Raw genomic sequence first — 18,820 nt, forward strand, 5'->3', positions numbered from 1 at the left:
ACGAACTTACCCCTTAACCGCCTTCACGATCTTCTCGGCACCGTCTTTCAGGTTGTCCGCCGCGATCACGTCCAGGCCCGAGGTGTTGATGATCTCCTTGCCCTTCTCGACATTTGTACCTTCCAGACGCACGACCAGCGGAACTTGCAAGCCGACCTCTTTCACCGCGGCAACAACGCCCTCGGCAATCACATCACAACGCATGATGCCGCCGAAGATGTTGACCAGAATGCCTTTGACCTGCGGGTCCGAGGTGATGATCTTGAACGCCTCGGTCACTTTCTCTTTGGTCGCACCGCCGCCCACGTCGAGGAAGTTCGCAGGCTCGGCCCCATACAGCTTGATGATATCCATCGTCGCCATCGCCAGACCGGCACCGTTGACCATGCACCCGATCTCACCATCCAGCGCGATGTAGTTCAGGTCGTATTTCGAGGCTTCCAGTTCCTTGGGGTCTTCCTCGGTCGTGTCGCGTAGCTCGGCAATATCGGGGTGGCGGTAGACCGCGTTGCCGTCAAAGCCGACCTTGGCGTCCAGCACCTTGAGGTCGCCCTTGTCCGAAACGATCAGCGGGTTGATCTCCAGCATCTCCATGTCCTTCTCGACGAAGGCGTTATAGAGCTGGTTCATCAGCTTGACGCATTGCTTGACCTGCGCGCCTTCCAGACCCAGCGAGAAAGCGATGCGACGGCCGTGATAGGGCTGATAACCAGTGGCAGGGTCCACCGAGAACGAAAGGATCTTTTCAGGCGTAGCCGCCGCCACTTCCTCGATATCCATGCCGCCTTCGGTCGAGCAGACAAACGAAATCCGGCTGGTCTGGCGGTCCACCAGCAGCGCCAGATAAAGCTCGCGCTCGATGCCCGAACCGGCTTCGATATAGATGCGGTTGACCTGCTTGCCCGCGGGGCCGGTCTGATGCGTGACCAGCGTCCGGCCCAGCATCTTCTTGGCTTCCTCGGCGGCTTCCTCCACCGATTTGGTCAGACGCACGCCGCCCTTTTCACCGGCATCGGCCTCTTTGAACGAGCCCTTGCCGCGCCCGCCCGCATGGATCTGCGCCTTGACGACCCACAAAGGCCCATCCAGTTCACCGGCTGCGGTTTTGGCTTCCTCGGCGCGCAACACGGCGCGACCGTCGGAGACCGGAGCGCCATAGCTCCGCAAAAGAGCCTTGGCCTGATATTCGTGAATGTTCATCGAAATTGTCCCGTCTGACTGCGATTACGCCGTTATAGGCGTGTCTAAGGGGCAGGTATAAAGGTTTTTTTGACCTCTCACGGGAAATTGCCAAAGATTTTCATCATTTGTGATCACAGGTTTTTGGGGTGTGATCACAAACGCGGCGCCGCCGTCGTGCCAGATTCCCCCGTGGGCATTACATCCCGTTTTTCGTATGAATCAGTGTGCGCCTGCGATAAGGCCTGTTCTGACAGGCTAAAGCCCCCGGACGCGCAACCGGGGCGGGTAGTATCGCCCGGCTTCCGGCTGCCCGTGGACGCGGGACAGATCAGGGGATGTATCGCTTCTGTAACAGCAGCAACGCTGCCAAGCTTGCCACAAAGAAGGGGCCCGTTCTTGCAAGTGCCATTATCAGTAGCTCCAGCCATGGTACGTTGTCTTGCAAAGCAGTTAAGATGGCAAGCATAACAACGGGCGTTCCGAGAACTCCTGCAACGAGACAGATGACGCAATAAATGAACAATACTGTATGCGCCGATTTCGCGGCGTTCGCGGATTGTGTGGTTCGGATGAAGGCCGCGCAAGCCACCGGCGCGACCAGTAAGAGCAGCGTAAACTTCACAAAAATAAACATAAACAAAGAATGCGCGCCCGAAGACGCGCATTCAAGTTGTCAGTAAGGAAATCCGGACCTTACGCCAGCGTGCTGTCGATACCCTTGCAGGCCTCGATCAGGCCCTTCACGGCATTGACCGAGTTGTCGAAACCGGCCTGCTCTTCTTCGTTCAGCTTGATGTTGACGATGCGCTCGATGCCGCCAGCGCCGATGACGGTGGGCACGCCCACATACATGCCTTCAACACCCAGCTCACCGTCGCAATATGCGGCACAGGGCAGAACGCGTTTCTGGTCTTTCAGATAGGCTTCGGCCATTTCGATCGCCGATGTGGCAGGCGCATAGAAGGCCGAGCCGGTTTTCAGCAGGCCGACGATCTCGGCACCGCCATCACGGGTGCGCTGCACGATGGCGTCCAGCTTGTCCTGCGTGGTCCAGCCCATCTCAACCAGATCGGGCAGCGGGATACCGGCGACGGTCGAATAACGCACCGACGGCACCATGGTGTCGCCGTGGCCGCCCAGAACAAAGGCGGTGACGTCGCGCATCGAGACGTTGAACTCTTCCGACAGGAAATGTGCGAAACGGCCCGAATCCAGAACGCCCGCCATACCGCAGACCTTGTTATGCGGCAGGCCCGAGAATTCACGCAGGGCCCAGACCATCGCGTCCAGCGGGTTGGTGATGCAGATGACGAACGCGTCGGGAGCATTGGCGGCGATGCCTTCGCCGACCGACTTCATGACCTTCAGGTTGATGCCCAGCAGGTCGTCGCGGCTCATGCCCGGTTTGCGGGGGACGCCGGCGGTCACGATGCAGACGTCCGCGCCTGCGATGTCCGCGTAAGACTGGGTACCCTTCAGTTTGGCGTCAAAGCCTTCCGAGGGGCCGGATTCCGCGATGTCCAGGGCCTTGCCTTCGGGGGTGCCTTCGGCGATGTCGAACAGGACGACGTCGCCCAGTTCTTTCATTGCTGCGAGGTGGGCGAGCGTGCCGCCGATCTGACCTGCGCCGATCAGCGCGATCTTGGGTCTGGCCATTTGGAATATCTCCGATGGGTTTTGAAATCGCGGATGTGCTAGTCGCAAAACCGGCGCTGCGCAAGCCTTGCGCGGCGTGGCATACAACCGCATACCGTTTGCGCTGCCCCTGCCGGTTGCGCTAAACCGCCTGCAACACATGCCTATTCGCGGGACGCCCGATGTTCGAGATGAACCTGATGTTTTTTGCCGTGGCAATCCCGGCGGTGATCTTCGCCGGGATATCCAAAGGCGGGTTCGGCTCGGGCGTGGCCTTTGCATCGTCGTCGATTCTGGCGCTGATCCTGACGCCCGGGCAGGCGCTGGCGCTGATGCTGCCGATCCTGATGGTGATCGATGTGGCCACCCTGAAACCCTATTGGAAGCGCTGGAGCTGGCCGGATTCCCGCCTGCTGATCCTGGGCGCGGTGCCCGGCGTGGCGCTGGGCGCGTGGCTCTATCGCGCGACCGATGACGACCTGCTGCGCCTGCTGATCGGAGGCATTTCAGTGGGCTTCGTGATCTGGCACGTGGCCCAGTCGAAGGGCTGGATCAGGGGTTTTGCCAACCGCCTGCCGCCCCCGGCTGGCCTGTTCGCGGGGCTGGTTGCAGGGTTCACCAGCTTTGTCAGCCACGCAGGCGGGCCGCCCGCCGCCGTCTATCTGCTGTCGCAACGCCTGACCAAGACCGAGTTTCAGGCCTCGACCGTGTTGGTCTTCTGGGTGATCAACGCGGTGAAATTCGTGCCTTTCGCCTATCTGGGTCTGTTCACATGGCATACCGCGCTGGCCGATCTGCTGCTGACCCCGTTTGCCATCCTTGGCGCATGGCTGGGCGTCCGGGCGCATTTCATGCTGTCCGAACGCCTGTTTTTCGGCATCGCTTACGTGCTGCTGACCCTGACCGGCACCAAACTGATCTGGGACGCGCTGACCTAAGCGTTGGGCGGCAGCGCCTCGGCCAGCGCCTCGAAGGACTGGCCGGTGGCGATCAGGCAGGTCACCCCATCCGGCAAGGTCACGGTAATGGTCCAGCTTCCCGTCCGGTCCGAGGCAAACACCTCCATCATCGCGCCCTGCCGCGCGATGCCGATGGCGCGGCGCGTCTCGCCATAGGTCTCGGTCAGCCGCCCGATTACATCCGCCCGCGGCGCGCAACTCTGCGCCCGGACCTGTTGCGCGGCCAGCACCATGATCCCCAGCCCCATCGTCATCTTGATCAGCGTTTTCATCCGCAACCCCTTTCGATTCCCTTTCGCAATCAGGGTGCGGGTCCCAGACCGAAATCCGGTTAACCCAACGTGCGTTGCACCGCGTATGCTGCAATGCGGCGATTTTCCTCTTGAACTTTCCGCAAAAAAATGCCCCATTCCGCGCAACATTATTTCAAAGGGAGAGGCCCGTGGACCCCCGTCACCGCCCCTATCGTTCCGTTCTCTATATCCCCGGCTCGCGCGACCGGGCGCTGGACAAGGCGCGCAACCTGCCGGTGGACGCGATCATCTTCGATCTGGAAGATGCGGTTGCCGCCGATGAAAAGGAAAACGCCCGCGCCACGCTGGCAGCCGCGCTGGCCGCCGGAGGGTACGGCGCCCGCGTCAAGATCGTGCGGATCAACGGGCTGGATACCGAATGGGGCCGCGCCGATGCCGAGGCCGTGCGCGACATGGGCGCGGATGTGGTCCTGTTGCCCAAGGTGGAAACGCCCGCTCATGTGGATGCGCTGGCGGCGATCACCGGCGATCTGCCGATCTGGGCGATGATGGAGACCCCGCGCGGGATGCTGAACGCTGCCCAGATCGCGGCCCATCCGCTGATGGCGGGGTTTGTCATGGGCACCAATGATCTGGCCAAGGACCTGCGGACCCGGTTTCGCCCCGACCGCCTGCCGATGATGACCTCGCTGGGCCTGTGCCTGCTGGCCGCCAAGGCCGAGGGGCTGGTCATCGTCGATGGCGTCTATAACGCCTTCAAGGATACCGACGGGCTGGCTGCCGAATGCGAACAGGGCCGCGATATGGGCTTTGACGGCAAGACGCTGATCCACCCGGCGCAGGTCGATATTGCCAACGCGGCCTTTGCGCCCTCGGACGCCGAGGTCGATCTGGCCCGCCGCCAGATTGCTGCCTTTGACGCGGCGCAGGCGCAGGGGCAGGGGGTCGCCGTGGTCGATGGCAAGATCGTTGAAAATCTGCACATTGTAACTGCCCGTGAAACTCTGGCAAAAGCAGAGGCGATAACAGCTTTGCAAGCGGGGTAGGCCAGCAATGGGCTTTGTTCTTCTGATCCTTGGTGTGGCGCTTTGGTGGGCCGCGCATCTGTTCAAACGCGTGATGCCGGACCGGCGCGCGGCGATGGGCGACGCGGGCAAGGGCGCGGTGGCGCTGGCGCTGGTCGCGGCGGTGCTGCTGATGATCTTCGGCTATCGCATGACCGACACCGTCTTTGTCTGGGCCCCGCCGACCTTCCTGATCCACGTCAACAACCTGCTGGTTCTGTTCGCCTTTTTCCTGATGAGCCCGGCGGGTCAGAAGGGGCGCGTACTGAACAAGCTGCGCCACCCGATGCTGGGTGGGTTCAAGTTGTGGGCCTTTGCGCATCTGCTGGTCAATGGCGATCTGGCCTCGATTGTGCTGTTCGGCGGATTGCTCGCCTGGGCCGTGGTCGAGGTGATCGTGATCAACAAATCCGAACCCGGCTGGACCCCGGGCGAGCCCGGTACCTATGGCAAGGACGCCATGTTCTTTGTGGCCTCAATCGTGCTGCTGGGCGTCGTGGGTTATATTCACGGGCTGGTCGGCCCGTCTCCGTTTGGTGGATAAGGGGCTGACATCATGGCGAAACTTTACCGTTTGCTGACCGAGGAAGACACATCGGCCTTCTGCCACAAGGTCTCGGACGCGCTGGCGAAAGGATGGGAGCTCTATGGCGATCCCTCTTATGCTTTTGACACGGCCAACAATGTGATGCGCTGCGCGCAGGCGGTGACGAAAGAGGTTGCCGCCGACTACACCCCCGACATGAAACTGGGACAGCAATAATGAAAACGAATCCGGGCCGTTTTTTCGAGGATTACACCGTCGGGCAGGTGCTGCATCACGCAGTCCCCCGCACGGTGACGGATGGCGAGCGCGCGCTCTACCATGCGCTCTATCCTGCGCGCCATGCGCTCTATTCCTCGGATGAATTCGCCCGGACCTGCGGTCTGCCGCAAAGCCCGCTGGATGATCTGGCGGCGTTTCACGTGGTCTTTGGCAAGACGGTCCCCGATATCTCGCTGAACGCGGTCGCCAATCTGGGCTATGCCGAGGGGCGCTGGCTGCGACCGGTCTATCCCGGCGATACCCTGCGTGCCGAATCTCAGGTGATCGGGTTGAAACAGAACTCGAACGGCAAGACCGGCGTGGTCTGGGTCCGCACCCGCGGCCTGAACCAGCGCGACGAGGTGGTGATCGAATATGTCCGCTGGGTGATGGTGCGCAAATCGAACCTCGATGCGCCTGCCCCCGAGACGGTTGTGCCCGATTTGAAACCGGCGCTTGCGGTGGATGATCTGGTGGTGCCGCAGGGTCTCGATTTTTCGAAATATGATTTTGTACAATCCGGACAATTCGACCGTTGGGGCGCGTACAAAACGGAAGAAATGATCGATCACGTCGACGGCGTGACGATCGAAGAGGCCGAGCACATGCTGGCCACTCGCCTCTGGCAAAACACCGCCAAAGTCCATTTCGACCTCACCTTCCGCCCCGAGGGTCGGCTGATCTATGGCGGCCACGTGATCTCGCTGGCGCGGGCTTTGTCGTTCAACGGTCTGGCCAATGCGCAGATGATCGTGGGTCTGAACGGCGGCGCTCATGCCAATCCTTGTTTCGCGGGCGACACGATCAAGGCGTGGTCGCAGGTTCTGGACAAGGCCGAAACCGCCGTACCCGGCGTCGGCGCGATCCGGCTGCGACTGGTGGCCACCAAGGGCGGCGCGCCGTTCCAGCTGCGCGACGAGGCCGGGAAATACTTGCCCGACGTGCTTTTGGACCTTGATTACTGGGCGCTGATGCCGATCTGAGCCCGCCGCGATTTTGCTGACACGGAAGTGATCGCCGGCGGCGAATTCCGTGTTAGGTTTGGCCCATGATGGTGCTGCGCTCTCTTCTAACCTGTCTCTGCCTTGCGCCGCAGGCCCATGCCTGCGACCTTGCGCTGGCCCTAGCGGTCGACGTGTCCGGGTCAGTCGATTCCGAAGAATACCGCATTCAGATGGACGGCCTTGCAGCAGGCCTGCGCGACCCGATCGTGTCCGAGGCGCTGGTACGCGGACAGGCCCGTCTGATGCTGGTGCAATGGACCGGCAGTACCCGCCAGCGGGTTACGATCCCCTGGACGCAGATCGACAGCTTTGCCACCCTCGACCGTTTCGCGGGCCAGGTGGCCGAGGACCCGCGGGTCTGGCGCAACTTCTCGACCGCAATCGGCGAGGCGCTTGAGATGACCATCGCCCATTTCGACAGCGTGACCGACTGTACGCGCCATCTGATCGATCTGTCGGGCGACGGGATCTCGAACGAGGGGGTCGAGCCGGGCACTCTGCACGGCAAGTTGCGCGATCGCGGCGTCACCGTGAACGCCATCGCCATCGAGGAAAGCGAACCGGACCTGACGGCCTATTTCTTTGAGAATGTGATCGTGGGCGAGGGGGCCTTTGTCGTCTCGGCTGCGGGGTTTGCCGACTATCCCGAACGTATCCGCAAGAAGCTGCTGCGCGAGGTGACACAGCAAACTGCGGGGCTTGAACAGCCCATACCATAGATTCGTGATCACATTGGTTTTCCATTGAAAACGCTAACATTGGTGGCCGTGAATGCAATTTGTGATCACGAGATTATTTTGTGTGATCACGAATTGGCTTTATCGGATGATTTGCGCCGGATTTAACGTTTTTTGCACCTGCAGCGCGTGACAGTGTCGCAAAAAACAGTAAAAGGTTCGGTAGCCAACCGAAAAGGAGCCGCCATGGCCGATGTAAATCGGGGCAATCGCCCGCTTTCGCCGCATTTGTCGATTTATCGACCTCAGCTGACGTCGGTCACATCTATCCTGACCCGGATCACCGGCAATGCCCTGGTCGTGGCAGGGTTGTTGATCGTCTGGTGGTTTCTGGCCGCTGCAACCTCGCCCGAAGCGTTCGAGCGGGCAAACTGGTGGCTGACCTCGGTGCTGGGCGATCTGGTGATGGCGCTGTCGCTTTGGGGGCTTTGGTATCACACGCTGGCGGGTGTCCGGCACCTGATCTGGGACAACGCGGTTGGTCTGGACCTGCCCACAGCGATGAAGCTGGGCTGGGCGGTTGTCATCGGCTCGGTCGTGCTGACCCTGCTGACCCTGCTGATCGTCGCGTAAAGGAGGCCAGATATGCGTTACCTGACAGATCGCAAACGCGCGACGGGCCTTGGATCGGCCAAGGCGGGCACAGCTCATTTCTGGCGGATGAAGGTCAGCTCGGTGGCTTTGCTGATCCTCGTGCCGCTGTTCATCTTCACATTCGGCCCCGTACTGGGCCAGCCCTATGATGTGGTGCTGGACTATTACTCGCGCCCCTTCCCGGCCATCGTGGCGGCCCTGACGCTGGTGGTTGGCTTCAAACACTTTGCCGAAGGCGCGCAGGTGATGCTTGAGGATTATGTGCATGGCGTTGCCGAGAAGGTGCTGATCATCCTGACCACCTGCCTGTCCTATGGTGCGGCGGCCGCTGGCCTTTTTGCCATCGCGCGCATCGCCCTTTGATTCTCCGGAGCTGAAAGAAATGGCTGCATACGAATACGAAACGCATGAATATGACGTGGTTGTGGTCGGCGCCGGCGGTGCCGGGCTGCGCGCTACGCTGGGCATGGCCGAACAGGGCCTGCGCACCGCTTGTGTGACCAAGGTGTTCCCGACCCGCTCTCATACCGTGGCGGCGCAGGGCGGCATCGCCGCCTCGCTGTCGAATATGGGGCCGGACCATTGGCAATGGCATATGTACGACACCGTCAAGGGTTCGGACTGGCTGGGTGACACGGACGCGATGGAATATCTGGCGCGCGAAGCCCCCAAGGCGGTTTATGAGCTGGAACATTATGGCGTGCCGTTCAGCCGAACCGAAGAGGGCAAGATTTATCAGCGTCCTTTCGGCGGTCACACGACCGAATTCGGTGAGGGCCCTGCTGTGCAACGGACCTGCGCTGCGGCAGACCGGACCGGACACGCAATCCTGCACACGCTTTATGGCCAGTCGCTGAAAAACAACGCCGAATTCTACATCGAATACTTTGCCATCGATCTGATCATGTCCGACGATGGCCAGTGTCAGGGCGTCGTCTGCTGGAAGCTGGACGATGGCACGATGCATGTGTTCAACGCCAAGATGGTGGTGCTGGCAACCGGCGGCTATGGCCGGGCCTATTTCAGCGCGACCTCGGCCCATACCTGCACCGGTGACGGCGGCGGCATGGTGGCCCGCGCGGGTCTGGCTCTGCAGGACATGGAGTTCGTGCAGTTCCACCCCACCGGCATCTACGGCTCGGGCTGTCTGATCACCGAAGGGGCCCGGGGCGAGGGCGGATACCTGACGAACTCGGAAGGTGAGCGGTTCATGGAGCGTTACGCGCCCCAGTATAAGGACCTTGCCCCGCGCGATTATGTCAGCCGTTCGATGACGATGGAAATCCGCGAGGGCCGCGGCCACGGGGATGACGGGGATCACATTCACCTGAACCTAAGCCACCTGCCCGCCGAAGCGCTGGCCGAACGTCTGCCGGGCATTTCGGAATCCGCGCGCGTGTTTGCCGGCGTCGACGTGACCCGGGAACCGATCCCGGTTCTGCCCACCGTGCATTATAACATGGGCGGCATCCCGACGAACTATTGGGGCGAGGTTCTGAACCCGACCGCCGACAACCCGACCGCCGTGGTCCCCGGCCTGATGGCCGTGGGTGAGGCCGGATGTGCCTCGGTCCATGGGGCGAACCGGTTGGGGTCGAACTCGCTGATCGACCTTGTTGTCTTTGGCCGCGCGGCGGCGATCCGGGCGGGCAAGGTTGTGGATGCGGACGCGTCCAACCCGGTGCTGAACCAGGCCTCGGTCGACAAGGCGTTCGACCGGTTCGACGCCGTGCGCAACGCCAGCGGTGCAATCCCCACCGCCGATCTGCGCCTTGAGATGCAAAAGACCATGCAGTCGGATGCGGCGGTGTTCCGGACGTCCAAAACCATGGCCGAAGGGGTCGAGAAGATGACCGCCATTGCAGCCAAGATGGATGACCTGAAAGTCTCGGACCGCTCGCTGGTATGGAACAGTGACCTGATGGAATCGCTGGAACTGACCAATCTGATGCCAAGTGCGCTGGCCACCATCGTCGGGGCCGAGGCGCGCAAGGAATCCCGCGGCGCCCACGCGCATGAGGATTTCACCGAGCGTGATGATGAAAACTGGCGTGTCCACACCGTAAGCCGGGTCGAGGGCAACAAGGTCGAGCTTAGCTATCGCCCGGTCATCGTCGATCCGCTGACCACCGAGGACGAAGGCGGCATCAGCCTGAAGAAAATCGCGCCCAAGGCGCGGACGTTCTAAGGAGAGGAACTTATGGTACAACTGACCCTCCCCAAGAATTCGCGCATCACGACGGGCAAGACATGGCCCAAGCCGGACGGCGCGACCAATGTGCGCAAGTTCCAGATCTATCGCTGGAACCCTGATGACGGCCAGAACCCGCGTGTCGATACCTATTTCGTTGATATGGACACTTGCGGCCCGATGGTTCTGGACGCGCTGATCAAGATCAAGAATGAGATCGACCCGACCCTGACCTTCCGCCGCTCGTGCCGCGAAGGCATCTGTGGGTCCTGCGCGATGAACATCGATGGGATCAACACGCTGGCGTGCATCTATGGCATGGATGAGATCAAGGGCGACGTGAAGATCTACCCGCTGCCGCATATGCCGGTGGTCAAGGACCTGATCCCGGACCTGACCCATTTCTATGCGCAACACGCCAGCATCATGCCGTGGCTGGAAACCAAGACCAACCGCCCGGCGAAGGAGTGGAAACAATCCATCGAGGATCGCCGCAAGCTGGATGGTCTCTATGAATGCGTGATGTGCGCCAGCTGCTCGACCTCGTGCCCGAGCTATTGGTGGAACGGTGATCGCTATCTCGGCCCTGCTGCGTTGCTGCACGCCTATCGCTGGATCATCGACAGCCGCGATGAGGCGACGGGTGAGCGTCTGGATGAGCTTGAGGATCCGTTCAAGCTGTATCGCTGCCACACCATCATGAACTGCGCCAAGACCTGCCCCAAGGGTCTGAACCCGGCCAAGGCGATTGCCGAGATCAAGAAGATGATGGTGGAACGCGCCGTCTGATTACAGCCAAAGAAATTATGCGAACCCGGGGTGGAAACTTCCCGGGTTTTTTCGTGTTATGCGAGCATTGAAATATCGGAGAATATCAATGACTCAAACACTATTGAAGGCTCTGTCCGTTGCTGCAATCACCGTTCTTTCGGCCTGCGGCGGTTCGGGCAGTGATCGGGCGGATCTTGTTTTCAAGCAGGTGGAATGCGCCAGCCAGGCGGGAATTGAAGGTTCATTCACGACCCAATACACCCTTCAGGATGGCAAACAGACCGAGGTCTTTGTTCCGGGCAATGGCGTCACCGAAGCGCAGGCCGCCAAAGCCAACGCGTGTATGGCGGCTTAACCCGCACCGATATTCAAGGTCGGCAGCCATGCCGACCTTATTTCCAAGAACACTAATGCGGCTTGACCAAAGGACTGCGCCCTTGATTTCCCGAAGGTGATCGGCAAAGCAGAGATATGCCTGTTCTTTTGCTTTTGCTGGCCGCCGGCGTGTTTGCTTATTTCTTCTGGCGGTCGCGGACATCATTCCTGACGCGCGAATGCCGTTGGCGGCAGCACCGCAGCGCCGGCCAGTGGCGCTGCAGCTTTTGCGGCGCTGTTGCGCAATCCGAGGCCGAACCGACCCGTTGCCTGAAAGGGCAGGGCTGACGCGGGGCTTCCCCAGCGGCGCGAACTGCGCCAGTCTTGGGGCCATGACCGAATCTCAACCCCTCCCCCAGCCGCCGAAAGACGCCGAGGCCCGCCGCGCCGTCGCGCCTGTGATCTGCTATCCCAATGACGATCTGCCGCCGCCGGATCTGACGCTGTACCAAACCGCGCGCAGCACAGCGCAAAAGACGGGCGAGGTGCTGATTCCGCCGCGTGAGGCGCGCTGTTTCGAAGTGCCCGCCGGGCAGTTCTTTCGCATCACCTCGGTTGAGGGTCCGCAGGTGGGCGATCTGAACCTGTGGAACCTGAATGATCTGTCCGAGCGGTTCTATTCCGGCAAGACCCGCGCGCTGCACGGCACCCATCTGACGACCGGAGAGCGGATGTGGTCCAGCTTTCCGCATATGCGCCCCATGGCGACGATCACCGCGGATACGCTGGGGTGGTACGGCATTGATGACTATGGCGGCTCGGTCCATGACGTGATCGGCACCCGCTGCGATCCCTATACCGGCAACCTGCTGTCGGGAACGCAGTACCACCATTGTTGCCATTCAAACCTGACCCGCGCGCTGGCCGGTCATCAGGGCATCCCTTTGGCGCAGGCGGAACCGGCGGTGCATGATGTGCTGAACGTGTTCATGTGCACCGGGTTCACGCGGGATACCGGGCAGTATTTCATGAAAGCCTCACCGGTGCGCCCCGGCGATTACCTTGAGTTCTTCGCCGAGATCGACCTGCTGGGCAATCTCAGCGCTTGTCCCGGTGGCGATTGCTCGTCCGAGCATTCCTCGGACACCGCCCCCTGCCACCCCCTGCTGGTCGAGGTCTTCGCCCCCACCGAGGGTGCCTTGCAGGGATGGAGCAGCCCTGCGCGCAACGCCTATGATCGCACGCATGGGCTTTGATCAGCTGGCGGGGAAGGCCGCCCCAAGCGCGATCTCGACCATGTCGCCAAAGCTGCGCTCGCGTTCGGATGCGGGCAGCGCCTCGCCGGTCAGCAGGTGGTCTGATACGGTCAGCACCGCCAGCGCCCGGCATTTATGGCGCGCGGCGAGGATGTAAAGCTCGGCCGCTTCCATCTCGACGCCTAAGATTCCGTGGCGCACCATCTGTTCGTTCAGGTCCGGGCGTTCATCATAGAACACGTCCGAGGAATAGATGCCGCCCACATGGGTTGGCGTGCCCTTGGCCTGCGCCGCTTTTGCGGCGGCCTGCAGCAGACCCCAGTCGGCGCAGGGGGCAAAGTTCATCTCTTTCATGATGCCGCGCGACGGGGTGCTGAGCGTGGTCGAGGTCATCGCCAGAATGACATCGCGCACGTTCACACTGTCCTGCATTCCCCCACACGACCCGATGCGGATCAGGGTCTTTGCCCCGTAGTCCCGGATCAGTTCGTTGGCGTAGATCGACAGCGAGGGCATCCCCATGCCGCTGCCCTGAATGGTGACGGGATTTCCATTCCATGTACCGGTGAATCCCAGCATTCCACGAACGTTATTGACCTGTCTGGCGTCTTTCAGAAACGTCTCGGCGGCCCATTTCGCGCGATAGGGATCGCCAGGCATAAGAACGGTTTCTGCTATTTCGCCTTTTTCGGCCCCGATATGAATTGTCATTTTACCACAGACCTCCGCTCAGATTTCCAGATCGGAAATATCGGCCCCGGCTTTCAGGGCATCGTGAATCCATTGAGGTTTGCGCCCCCGACCTGTCCAGGTCTGCGACTTGTCGTTCGGATTGCGGTATTTGGCCGCCGCCTTGGCGGGTTTCGCGCTGTCAGATGACAATTCGGCCAGTGAAAAGCCAAACTCGGCTGCTGCTTTCTCGGCTGCTTTCAGCGCTTCCTTGCGTTCGCGCGCCTCGGCACCTTTCAGTGCCTTTTCGACCTGAGTGCGCAATTCCAGCAATTCCTTGCGCGGCATTTTTTCAAGATCGATTGCCATTCTTTTTCTCCACATCCTGAATTCCCACGCCATCGGCATTGGGAAATTGCAATTTCCGGCCCTGTTTATTCGTTTTTGGCCGGAAATAGAAATGGAGATTTATCGGCGTGGCGGTGCTATTCCGCCGCGATATTTTTCGGATCCGCCAAAGTGATGATATCGCCCATGATTGCGTTCAGCTCAAAGTTCTTGGGCGTATAGATTTCGGAAACCCCCATGGCGCGTAGGGCTTCGGCGTCTTCGTCGGGAATGATGCCGCCGACGACGACGGGGATATCGCCCAGCCCCTCTTGCTTGAGGCGGGTCATCACGTCCTGCACCAACGGCAGATGACTGCCCGACAGGATCGACAGACCGATCACATGCGCGTCGTCTTCGCGTGCGGCGGTCACGATTTCTTCGGGCGTCAGGCGGATACCGTCATAGCTGATATCCATGCCGCAATCGCGGGCGCGAAAGGCGATCTGTTCGGCCCCGTTGGAATGCCCGTCCAGCCCCGGCTTGCCGACCAGAAACTTCAATCGACGGCCCAGCTTGTCGCTGACCGCGTCAACGGCGGCGCGCAGATCCTCCAGCCCCTCGGTCTTGTTCGAGACCGAGCCGGACACGCCGGTTGGCCCGCGATAGGTGCCATAGGCCTTGCGCATTTCCTCGGCCCATTCGCCGGTGGTGACGCCCGCCTTGGCCGCTGCGATGGACGGGGCCATCACATTGGCACCCGATTGCGCGGCCTCGCGCAGGTCTTTCAGCGCTGCCGCAACGGCGGCGTCATCACGACCAGCGCGCCAGTCGTTCAGACGCCCGATCTGCTCCTGCTCGACCGCCGGGTCGACCACCATGATACCGCCATCCTCGGTCTGCAGGGGCGACGGTTCGCCTTCGGTCCATTTGTTCACGCCAACCACGACAGTCTCGTTGCGTTCGATCCGATTCAGCCGCTCGGCATTCGAATCCACCAGCCGGGATTTCATGTATTCGATCGAGGCGACCGCCCCGCCCATCGAGTCCAGATTGGCCAGTTCCGCCCGCGCGCCGTCCTTGAGGTCTTCGACCTTGGCGTCGACCACAGGATTGCCGTCGAACAGATCGCCATATTCCAGCAGGTCGGTTTCAAAGGCCAGAATCTGTTGCATCCGCATCGACCATTGCTGATCCCATGGGCGCGGCAGGCCGAGCGCCTCGTTCCACGCGGGCAGTTGCACGGCGCGGGCGCGGGCTTTCTTGGACAGGGTCACGGCCAGCATCTCGATCAGGATGCGATAGACGTTGTTCTCTGGCTGCTGTTCAGTCAGCCCCAGCGAGTTCACCTGAACGCCATAGCGGAATCGGCGGAACTTGGGGTCCTCGACACCATAGCGTTGTTGCAGGATTTCATCCCAAAGGTCGACAAAAGCGCGCATTTTGCACATTTCGGTGACAAACCGGATACCCGCGTTCACAAAGAATGAAATCCGCCCGCACAGAGCCGGGAAATCCTCGGCTGGGACACGGGGGCGTAATTCGTCCAGCACCGCGATGGCGGTGGCCAGCGCATAGGCCAGCTCCTGTTCGGGCGTCGCGCCGGCCTCTTGCAGGTGGTAGGAACACACGTTCATCGGGTTCCATTTCGGCACGTTGGTATAGCAATACTCGGCCACATCCGCGATCATCTTCAGCGACGGTTTCGGTGGGCAGACATAAGTGCCACGGCTCAGGTATTCCTTGATCAGATCGTTCTGAACCGTGCCCTGCAGCTTGGACACATCCGCGCCCTGTTCCTCGGCCACCGCGATGTAGAGCGCCAGCAGCCACGGCGCTGTCGCGTTGATCGTCATCGAGGTGTTCATCTGCTCCAGCGGTATCTGATCGAACAGCATCCGCATGTCGCCCAGATGACAGACCGGCACGCCCACCTTGCCGACCTCACCGCGCGCCAGCACGTGATCGCTGTCATAGCCCGTTTGCGTCGGCAGATCGAAAGCCACGGATAGCCCGGTCTGCCCCTTCGCCAGATTGGCACGATACAGCGCGTTCGACGCCTGCGCCGTCGAATGGCCGGCATAGGTTCGGATCAGCCAGGGGCGGTCTTTCTGCGTCTGCGTCATCGGGCGGGCCTCGTGGGTCTGTGAGCAACAAAATTACGTCCATAGCCGGTAAATCGTAATTTTTGGCCCGTGTCAATTCGCTGCGTCGCGGCATCGGGTGCTTTCTGCAGATTGTGAGTGCCGGTGATTGATGGCACTGTGCGCGCCATGACTCGGACCGTGGAACTTCCGCTGTGGCTGTTTGTGCTGATCGTGCTGTTTGCTGCGGTCACCTTTGCCTCGCATTTTCTGTTCCCGTCGGTGCGGTGGTTTTTCCGCCGCAGGCTGGAACGCGCGGTGGCGCGGCTGAACAAGCGCCTGCAGCGCCCGATCCAGCCGTTCAAGCTGGCCGGTCGGCACGACATGATCCAGCGGCTGATCTATGACCCGCAGGTCAGCAAGGCCGTGCAGCAACATGCCAAGCAGGAAGGCGTGCCCGAGGCCGTTGCCTCGGAACTGGCCCGCCGCTATGCGCGCGAGATTGCGCCGTCCTTTTCGACCGTGGCTTATTTCAGCGTCGCGATCCGCTTTGCGCGGATGCTGAGCAACGCCTTCTACAACGTCCGGCTGAGCTACGAGGACAAAGCGGCGCTGGATAATATCGACCCGGATGCGACGGTCATCTATGTGATGAACCACCGCAGCAACATGGATTACGTGCTGGTCACCTATCTGGCGGCGGATCATTCCACCCTGTCCTATGCGGTGGGCGAGTGGGCCCGTGTCTGGCCGCTCAGCCGTCTGATCCGCGCCATGGGGGCCTATTTCATCCGGCGCAGGTCGGGCAGCGATCTGTATCGTCAGGTGCTGGCCAGCTATGTCCGCCACGCGACCGAGGCGGGAGTGACACAGGCGATGTTCCCCGAAGGCGGGCTGAGCCTGACCGGTCGGCCGGGTCGCCCCAAGCTGGGCTTGTTGAAATACATGGTTGATGGGGCCGACCCGCAAGGGCGCGATGTTGTGTTTGTGCCTGTTGCCTTGAACTACGACCGGGTGCTTGAGGATACGGTTCTGACCGCGGCGGCGAAGGATAGCGAGCGCCGGTTTCGCGCCCGGATCGGCGTCATCACGCGCTGGACGCTGAAACAGATCTGGCGGCGCGTGATCGGGCGCTACACGCGGTTCGGTATCGCGTCGGTCCGCTATGCGGAGCCGATTTCGCTGCACAGCTTCCGTACTCAATATAAGAGAGACCTGACAACCGATCTTGCGCGGGAATTGATGCAGAGGATCGAAACCGCGATCCCCTTCGCGCCGGTTCCGGCCATCTGTCATCTCATTCAACAGCAGGGCGCAACCCCCGAGGCCGAGGTAAAGGCCGTGCTGCAGGGCCCGGCCGCCGAAGCCTTGGCGCAGGATAGCGGGCAGGCCATCGACGACGCCATCGCGCAACTGGTCGAGCGTCGGATATTGGTGCGCCGGGACGGGCTGTTGTGCCCGTCCGGTCAGCGGGCCGAATTGCTGGATTATTACGCGGTCTCTGCGGCTCCGACCTGCTGACGCGGTTTATGCCGCAACTGCACAGGGTGTTTCTGCGCCTGCTGGGTTATAAAGTTTCAAAATATTGCCGATAATGGTTGCAATATTTCTTTTTGGCCAATATTCCATCTAAGGAAGGCCGCGATTCTGCGGCGCGGCAATGGATGAGTTAAGGGAGGCCAGCATGGCTTTGGACGTCGACAGTGGCATCGCGTCGTATGAGGCGCCGGAAAAAGACCTCTATGAGATGGGAGAGATCCCTCCGATGGGATATGTCCCCAAGCAGATGTATGCCTGGGCCATCCGCAGGGAACGTCATGGCGAACCGGACACCGCGATGCAGCTTGAGGTGGTCGATGTGCCCAAGCTGGACAGCCATGAGGTGCTGGTGCTGGTGATGGCCGCGGGCGTTAACTATAACGGAGTCTGGGCTTCGCTGGGCAAGCCGATCAGCCCGTTTGACGGCCATGGTCAGCCCTTCCACATCGCCGGGTCTGATGCCTCGGGCATCGTCTGGGCCGTGGGTGAGAAGGTCACGCGCTGGAAGGTCGGCGATGAGGTCGTGATCCACTGCAATCAGGACGATGGCGACGATGAACACTGCAACGGCGGCGATCCGATGTATTCGGACAGCCAGCGCATCTGGGGCTATGAGACGCCGGATGGCTCTTTCGCCCAGTTCACCAACGTGCAGGCCCAACAGCTGATGCCGCGACCCAAGCACCTGACCTGGGAAGAAAGCGCTTGCTACACGCTGACGCTGGCCACCGCCTATCGGATGCTGTTCGGGCACGAGCCGCATGATCTGAAACCCGGTCAGAACGTGCTGGTCTGGGGCGCGTCGGGGGGCTTGGGCTCTTACGCGATCCAGTTGATCAACACGGCGGGAGCCAATGCGATCGGTGTGATCTCGGACGAAAGCAAGCGTGACTTTGTGATGGGTCTGGGGGCCAAGGGCGTTCTGAACCGCAAGGATTTCAATTGCTGGGGGCAGCTGCCGACGGTCAACACCCCGGAATATGCCGAGTGGTTCAAAGAGGCCCGCAAATTCGGCAAGGCGATCTGGGACATTACCGGCAAAGGTGTGAATGTCGATATGGTGTTCGAACACCCCGGCGAAAGCACCTTCCCCGTCTCGACATTCGTGGTGAAAAAGGGCGGCATGGTCGTGATCTGCGCCGGCACCACCGGCTATAACCTGACCTTCGACGTGCGGTATATGTGGATGCACCAGAAACGCCTGCAGGGCTCGCATTTTGCGCATCTCAAACAGGCGGCCTCGGCCAACAAGCTGATGGTCGAACGGCGGCTGGACCCGTGCATGTCCGAAGTGTTCACCTGGAAGGAACTGCCCGAGGCGCATATGAAGATGATGCGGAACGAACATAAGCCCGGCAATATGTCGGTTCTTGTTCAGGCCCCGCATACCGGAATGCGGACATTGGAAGAGGTGCTGGCCGCGCGCGGCTGACG

At 61.0% G+C, this 18,820-nt stretch carries 20 protein-coding genes; 14 read left to right on the plus strand and 6 right to left on the minus strand.

The window, feature by feature from the left end; genetic code table 11:
- Nucleotides 1-6: 6 nt before the first annotated feature.
- Nucleotides 7-1,200, minus strand: coding sequence for an ADP-forming succinate--CoA ligase subunit beta (gene sucC / locus ACR1XV_RS13010; protein WP_480531939.1), 1,194 nt, complete (start codon nucleotides 1,198-1,200; stop codon nucleotides 7-9).
- Nucleotides 1,201-1,875: 675 nt separating this feature from the next.
- Nucleotides 1,876-2,838 (minus strand): malate dehydrogenase, encoded by a 963-nt coding sequence (mdh, locus tag ACR1XV_RS13015; protein WP_480531941.1) that lies wholly within the window; start codon nucleotides 2,836-2,838, stop codon nucleotides 1,876-1,878.
- Between the two features lie 161 nt (nucleotides 2,839-2,999).
- On the opposite strand from mdh, the gene ACR1XV_RS13020 reads away from it, so the two are divergent.
- Nucleotides 3,000-3,755, plus strand: a complete 756-nt coding sequence (locus ACR1XV_RS13020) for a sulfite exporter TauE/SafE family protein (RefSeq protein WP_480531943.1) — start codon at nucleotides 3,000-3,002, stop codon at nucleotides 3,753-3,755.
- Here ACR1XV_RS13020 and ACR1XV_RS13025 read toward each other — a convergent pair.
- Nucleotides 3,752-4,048 (minus strand): hypothetical protein, encoded by a 297-nt coding sequence (locus ACR1XV_RS13025; protein ID WP_480531945.1) that lies wholly within the window; start codon nucleotides 4,046-4,048, stop codon nucleotides 3,752-3,754. The genes ACR1XV_RS13020 and ACR1XV_RS13025 overlap by 4 nt on opposite strands.
- Nucleotides 4,049-4,218: 170 nt before the next feature.
- On the opposite strand from ACR1XV_RS13025, the gene ACR1XV_RS13030 reads away from it, so the two are divergent.
- The 11 genes from ACR1XV_RS13030 (at nucleotide 4,219) to ACR1XV_RS13080 (ending at nucleotide 12,767) form a co-directional block, all read left to right on the plus strand.
- Nucleotides 4,219-5,076 carry an HpcH/HpaI aldolase/citrate lyase family protein gene (locus ACR1XV_RS13030; protein ID WP_480531947.1) on the plus strand — a complete coding sequence of 286 codons (858 nt, stop codon included), beginning with the start codon at nucleotides 4,219-4,221 and terminating at the stop codon, nucleotides 5,074-5,076.
- 7 nt (nucleotides 5,077-5,083) lie between these two features.
- Nucleotides 5,084-5,638 (plus strand): NnrU family protein, encoded by a 555-nt coding sequence (locus ACR1XV_RS13035; RefSeq protein ID WP_480531949.1) that lies wholly within the window; start codon nucleotides 5,084-5,086, stop codon nucleotides 5,636-5,638.
- A gap of 12 nt (nucleotides 5,639-5,650) precedes the next feature.
- A complete protein-coding gene (locus ACR1XV_RS13040; protein ID WP_480531951.1) occupies nucleotides 5,651-5,857 on the plus strand; it encodes a DUF1737 domain-containing protein in 207 nt (68 codons plus the stop codon).
- Nucleotides 5,854-6,882 carry a MaoC family dehydratase gene (locus ACR1XV_RS13045; protein ID WP_480532075.1) on the plus strand — a complete coding sequence of 343 codons (1,029 nt, stop codon included), beginning with the start codon at nucleotides 5,854-5,856 and terminating at the stop codon, nucleotides 6,880-6,882. The genes ACR1XV_RS13040 and ACR1XV_RS13045 overlap by 4 nt, the downstream gene beginning before the upstream one ends.
- 65 nt (nucleotides 6,883-6,947) lie before the next feature.
- Nucleotides 6,948-7,622, plus strand: coding sequence for a DUF1194 domain-containing protein (locus ACR1XV_RS13050; protein ID WP_480531953.1), 675 nt, complete (start codon nucleotides 6,948-6,950; stop codon nucleotides 7,620-7,622).
- Nucleotides 7,623-7,826: 204 nt separating this feature from the next.
- Nucleotides 7,827-8,213 carry a succinate dehydrogenase, cytochrome b556 subunit gene (sdhC, locus tag ACR1XV_RS13055; protein WP_480531955.1) on the plus strand — a complete coding sequence of 129 codons (387 nt, stop codon included), beginning with the start codon at nucleotides 7,827-7,829 and terminating at the stop codon, nucleotides 8,211-8,213.
- Between the two features lie 12 nt (nucleotides 8,214-8,225).
- A complete protein-coding gene (gene sdhD, locus ACR1XV_RS13060; protein WP_480531957.1) occupies nucleotides 8,226-8,597 on the plus strand; it encodes a succinate dehydrogenase, hydrophobic membrane anchor protein in 372 nt (123 codons plus the stop codon).
- A 19-nt stretch (nucleotides 8,598-8,616) separates the two neighbouring features.
- Nucleotides 8,617-10,422, plus strand: a complete 1,806-nt coding sequence (sdhA, locus tag ACR1XV_RS13065) for a succinate dehydrogenase flavoprotein subunit (RefSeq protein WP_480531959.1) — start codon at nucleotides 8,617-8,619, stop codon at nucleotides 10,420-10,422.
- 12 nt (nucleotides 10,423-10,434) lie between these two features.
- The gene (locus tag ACR1XV_RS13070) at nucleotides 10,435-11,214 is read left to right on the plus strand and encodes a succinate dehydrogenase iron-sulfur subunit (RefSeq protein WP_480518305.1); all 780 of its coding nucleotides are present in this window, start codon (nucleotides 10,435-10,437) and stop codon (nucleotides 11,212-11,214) included.
- Between the two features lie 88 nt (nucleotides 11,215-11,302).
- Entirely contained in the window at nucleotides 11,303-11,551 is a 249-nt protein-coding gene (locus ACR1XV_RS13075) for a hypothetical protein (RefSeq protein ID WP_480531961.1), read from the plus strand.
- 352 nt (nucleotides 11,552-11,903) lie between these two features.
- The gene (locus ACR1XV_RS13080; protein WP_480531963.1) at nucleotides 11,904-12,767 is read left to right on the plus strand and encodes an urea carboxylase-associated family protein; all 864 of its coding nucleotides are present in this window, start codon (nucleotides 11,904-11,906) and stop codon (nucleotides 12,765-12,767) included.
- Here ACR1XV_RS13080 and deoD read toward each other — a convergent pair whose 3' ends face one another.
- The 3 genes from deoD to ACR1XV_RS13095 all read right to left on the minus strand — a co-directional run bounded on the left by deoD (nucleotide 12,768) and on the right by ACR1XV_RS13095 (nucleotide 15,889).
- Nucleotides 12,768-13,478, minus strand: a complete 711-nt coding sequence (deoD, locus tag ACR1XV_RS13085; protein WP_480531965.1) for a purine-nucleoside phosphorylase — start codon at nucleotides 13,476-13,478, stop codon at nucleotides 12,768-12,770.
- Between the two features lie 18 nt (nucleotides 13,479-13,496).
- A complete protein-coding gene (locus ACR1XV_RS13090; protein ID WP_480531967.1) occupies nucleotides 13,497-13,805 on the minus strand; it encodes an H-NS histone family protein in 309 nt (102 codons plus the stop codon).
- 116 nt (nucleotides 13,806-13,921) lie between these two features.
- Nucleotides 13,922-15,889: a protein meaA gene (locus tag ACR1XV_RS13095; RefSeq protein WP_480531969.1), complete on the minus strand. Its 1,968-nt coding sequence runs from the start codon at nucleotides 15,887-15,889 to the stop codon at nucleotides 13,922-13,924.
- 147 nt (nucleotides 15,890-16,036) lie between these two features.
- Between ACR1XV_RS13095 and ACR1XV_RS13100 the strand changes: the two genes are divergently transcribed.
- Complete coding sequence (locus tag ACR1XV_RS13100; RefSeq protein WP_480531971.1) at nucleotides 16,037-17,368, plus strand: 1-acyl-sn-glycerol-3-phosphate acyltransferase; 1,332 nt, start codon at nucleotides 16,037-16,039, stop codon at nucleotides 17,366-17,368.
- Nucleotides 17,369-17,531: 163 nt separating this feature from the next.
- Nucleotides 17,532-18,818: a crotonyl-CoA carboxylase/reductase gene (ccrA, locus tag ACR1XV_RS13105; RefSeq protein WP_480531973.1), complete on the plus strand. Its 1,287-nt coding sequence runs from the start codon at nucleotides 17,532-17,534 to the stop codon at nucleotides 18,816-18,818.
- The last annotated feature ends 2 nt before the right edge of the window (nucleotides 18,819-18,820 follow it).

The organism is Ruegeria sp. AD2(2025) (genome assembly GCF_056542385.1).

What these genes read in the sequence shown, in the direction of transcription:
- ACR1XV_RS13035 (WP_480531949.1), top strand. Translation starts at nt 5,084, where the DNA reads ATGGGCTTTGTTCTTCTGATCCTTGGTGTGGCGCTTTGGTGGGCCGCG.
- ACR1XV_RS13070 (WP_480518305.1), top strand. Translation starts at nt 10,435, where the DNA reads ATGGTACAACTGACCCTCCCCAAGAATTCGCGCATCACGACGGGCAAG.
- sdhD (WP_480531957.1), top strand. Translation starts at nt 8,226, where the DNA reads ATGCGTTACCTGACAGATCGCAAACGCGCGACGGGCCTTGGATCGGCC.
- ACR1XV_RS13040 (WP_480531951.1), top strand. Translation starts at nt 5,651, where the DNA reads ATGGCGAAACTTTACCGTTTGCTGACCGAGGAAGACACATCGGCCTTC.
- ACR1XV_RS13100 (WP_480531971.1), top strand. Translation starts at nt 16,037, where the DNA reads ATGACTCGGACCGTGGAACTTCCGCTGTGGCTGTTTGTGCTGATCGTG.
- ACR1XV_RS13095 (WP_480531969.1), bottom strand. Translation starts at nt 15,889, where the DNA reads ATGACGCAGACGCAGAAAGACCGCCCCTGGCTGATCCGAACCTATGCC.
- ACR1XV_RS13025 (WP_480531945.1), bottom strand. Translation starts at nt 4,048, where the DNA reads ATGAAAACGCTGATCAAGATGACGATGGGGCTGGGGATCATGGTGCTG.
- sdhC (WP_480531955.1), top strand. Translation starts at nt 7,827, where the DNA reads ATGGCCGATGTAAATCGGGGCAATCGCCCGCTTTCGCCGCATTTGTCG.
- ACR1XV_RS13050 (WP_480531953.1), top strand. Translation starts at nt 6,948, where the DNA reads ATGATGGTGCTGCGCTCTCTTCTAACCTGTCTCTGCCTTGCGCCGCAG.
- ACR1XV_RS13020 (WP_480531943.1), top strand. Translation starts at nt 3,000, where the DNA reads ATGTTCGAGATGAACCTGATGTTTTTTGCCGTGGCAATCCCGGCGGTG.
- mdh (WP_480531941.1), bottom strand. Translation starts at nt 2,838, where the DNA reads ATGGCCAGACCCAAGATCGCGCTGATCGGCGCAGGTCAGATCGGCGGC.
- ACR1XV_RS13080 (WP_480531963.1), top strand. Translation starts at nt 11,904, where the DNA reads ATGACCGAATCTCAACCCCTCCCCCAGCCGCCGAAAGACGCCGAGGCC.
- ccrA (WP_480531973.1), top strand. Translation starts at nt 17,532, where the DNA reads ATGGCTTTGGACGTCGACAGTGGCATCGCGTCGTATGAGGCGCCGGAA.
- sdhA (WP_480531959.1), top strand. Translation starts at nt 8,617, where the DNA reads ATGGCTGCATACGAATACGAAACGCATGAATATGACGTGGTTGTGGTC.
- sucC (WP_480531939.1), bottom strand. Translation starts at nt 1,200, where the DNA reads ATGAACATTCACGAATATCAGGCCAAGGCTCTTTTGCGGAGCTATGGC.
- deoD (WP_480531965.1), bottom strand. Translation starts at nt 13,478, where the DNA reads ATGACAATTCATATCGGGGCCGAAAAAGGCGAAATAGCAGAAACCGTT.
- ACR1XV_RS13075 (WP_480531961.1), top strand. Translation starts at nt 11,303, where the DNA reads ATGACTCAAACACTATTGAAGGCTCTGTCCGTTGCTGCAATCACCGTT.
- ACR1XV_RS13090 (WP_480531967.1), bottom strand. Translation starts at nt 13,805, where the DNA reads ATGGCAATCGATCTTGAAAAAATGCCGCGCAAGGAATTGCTGGAATTG.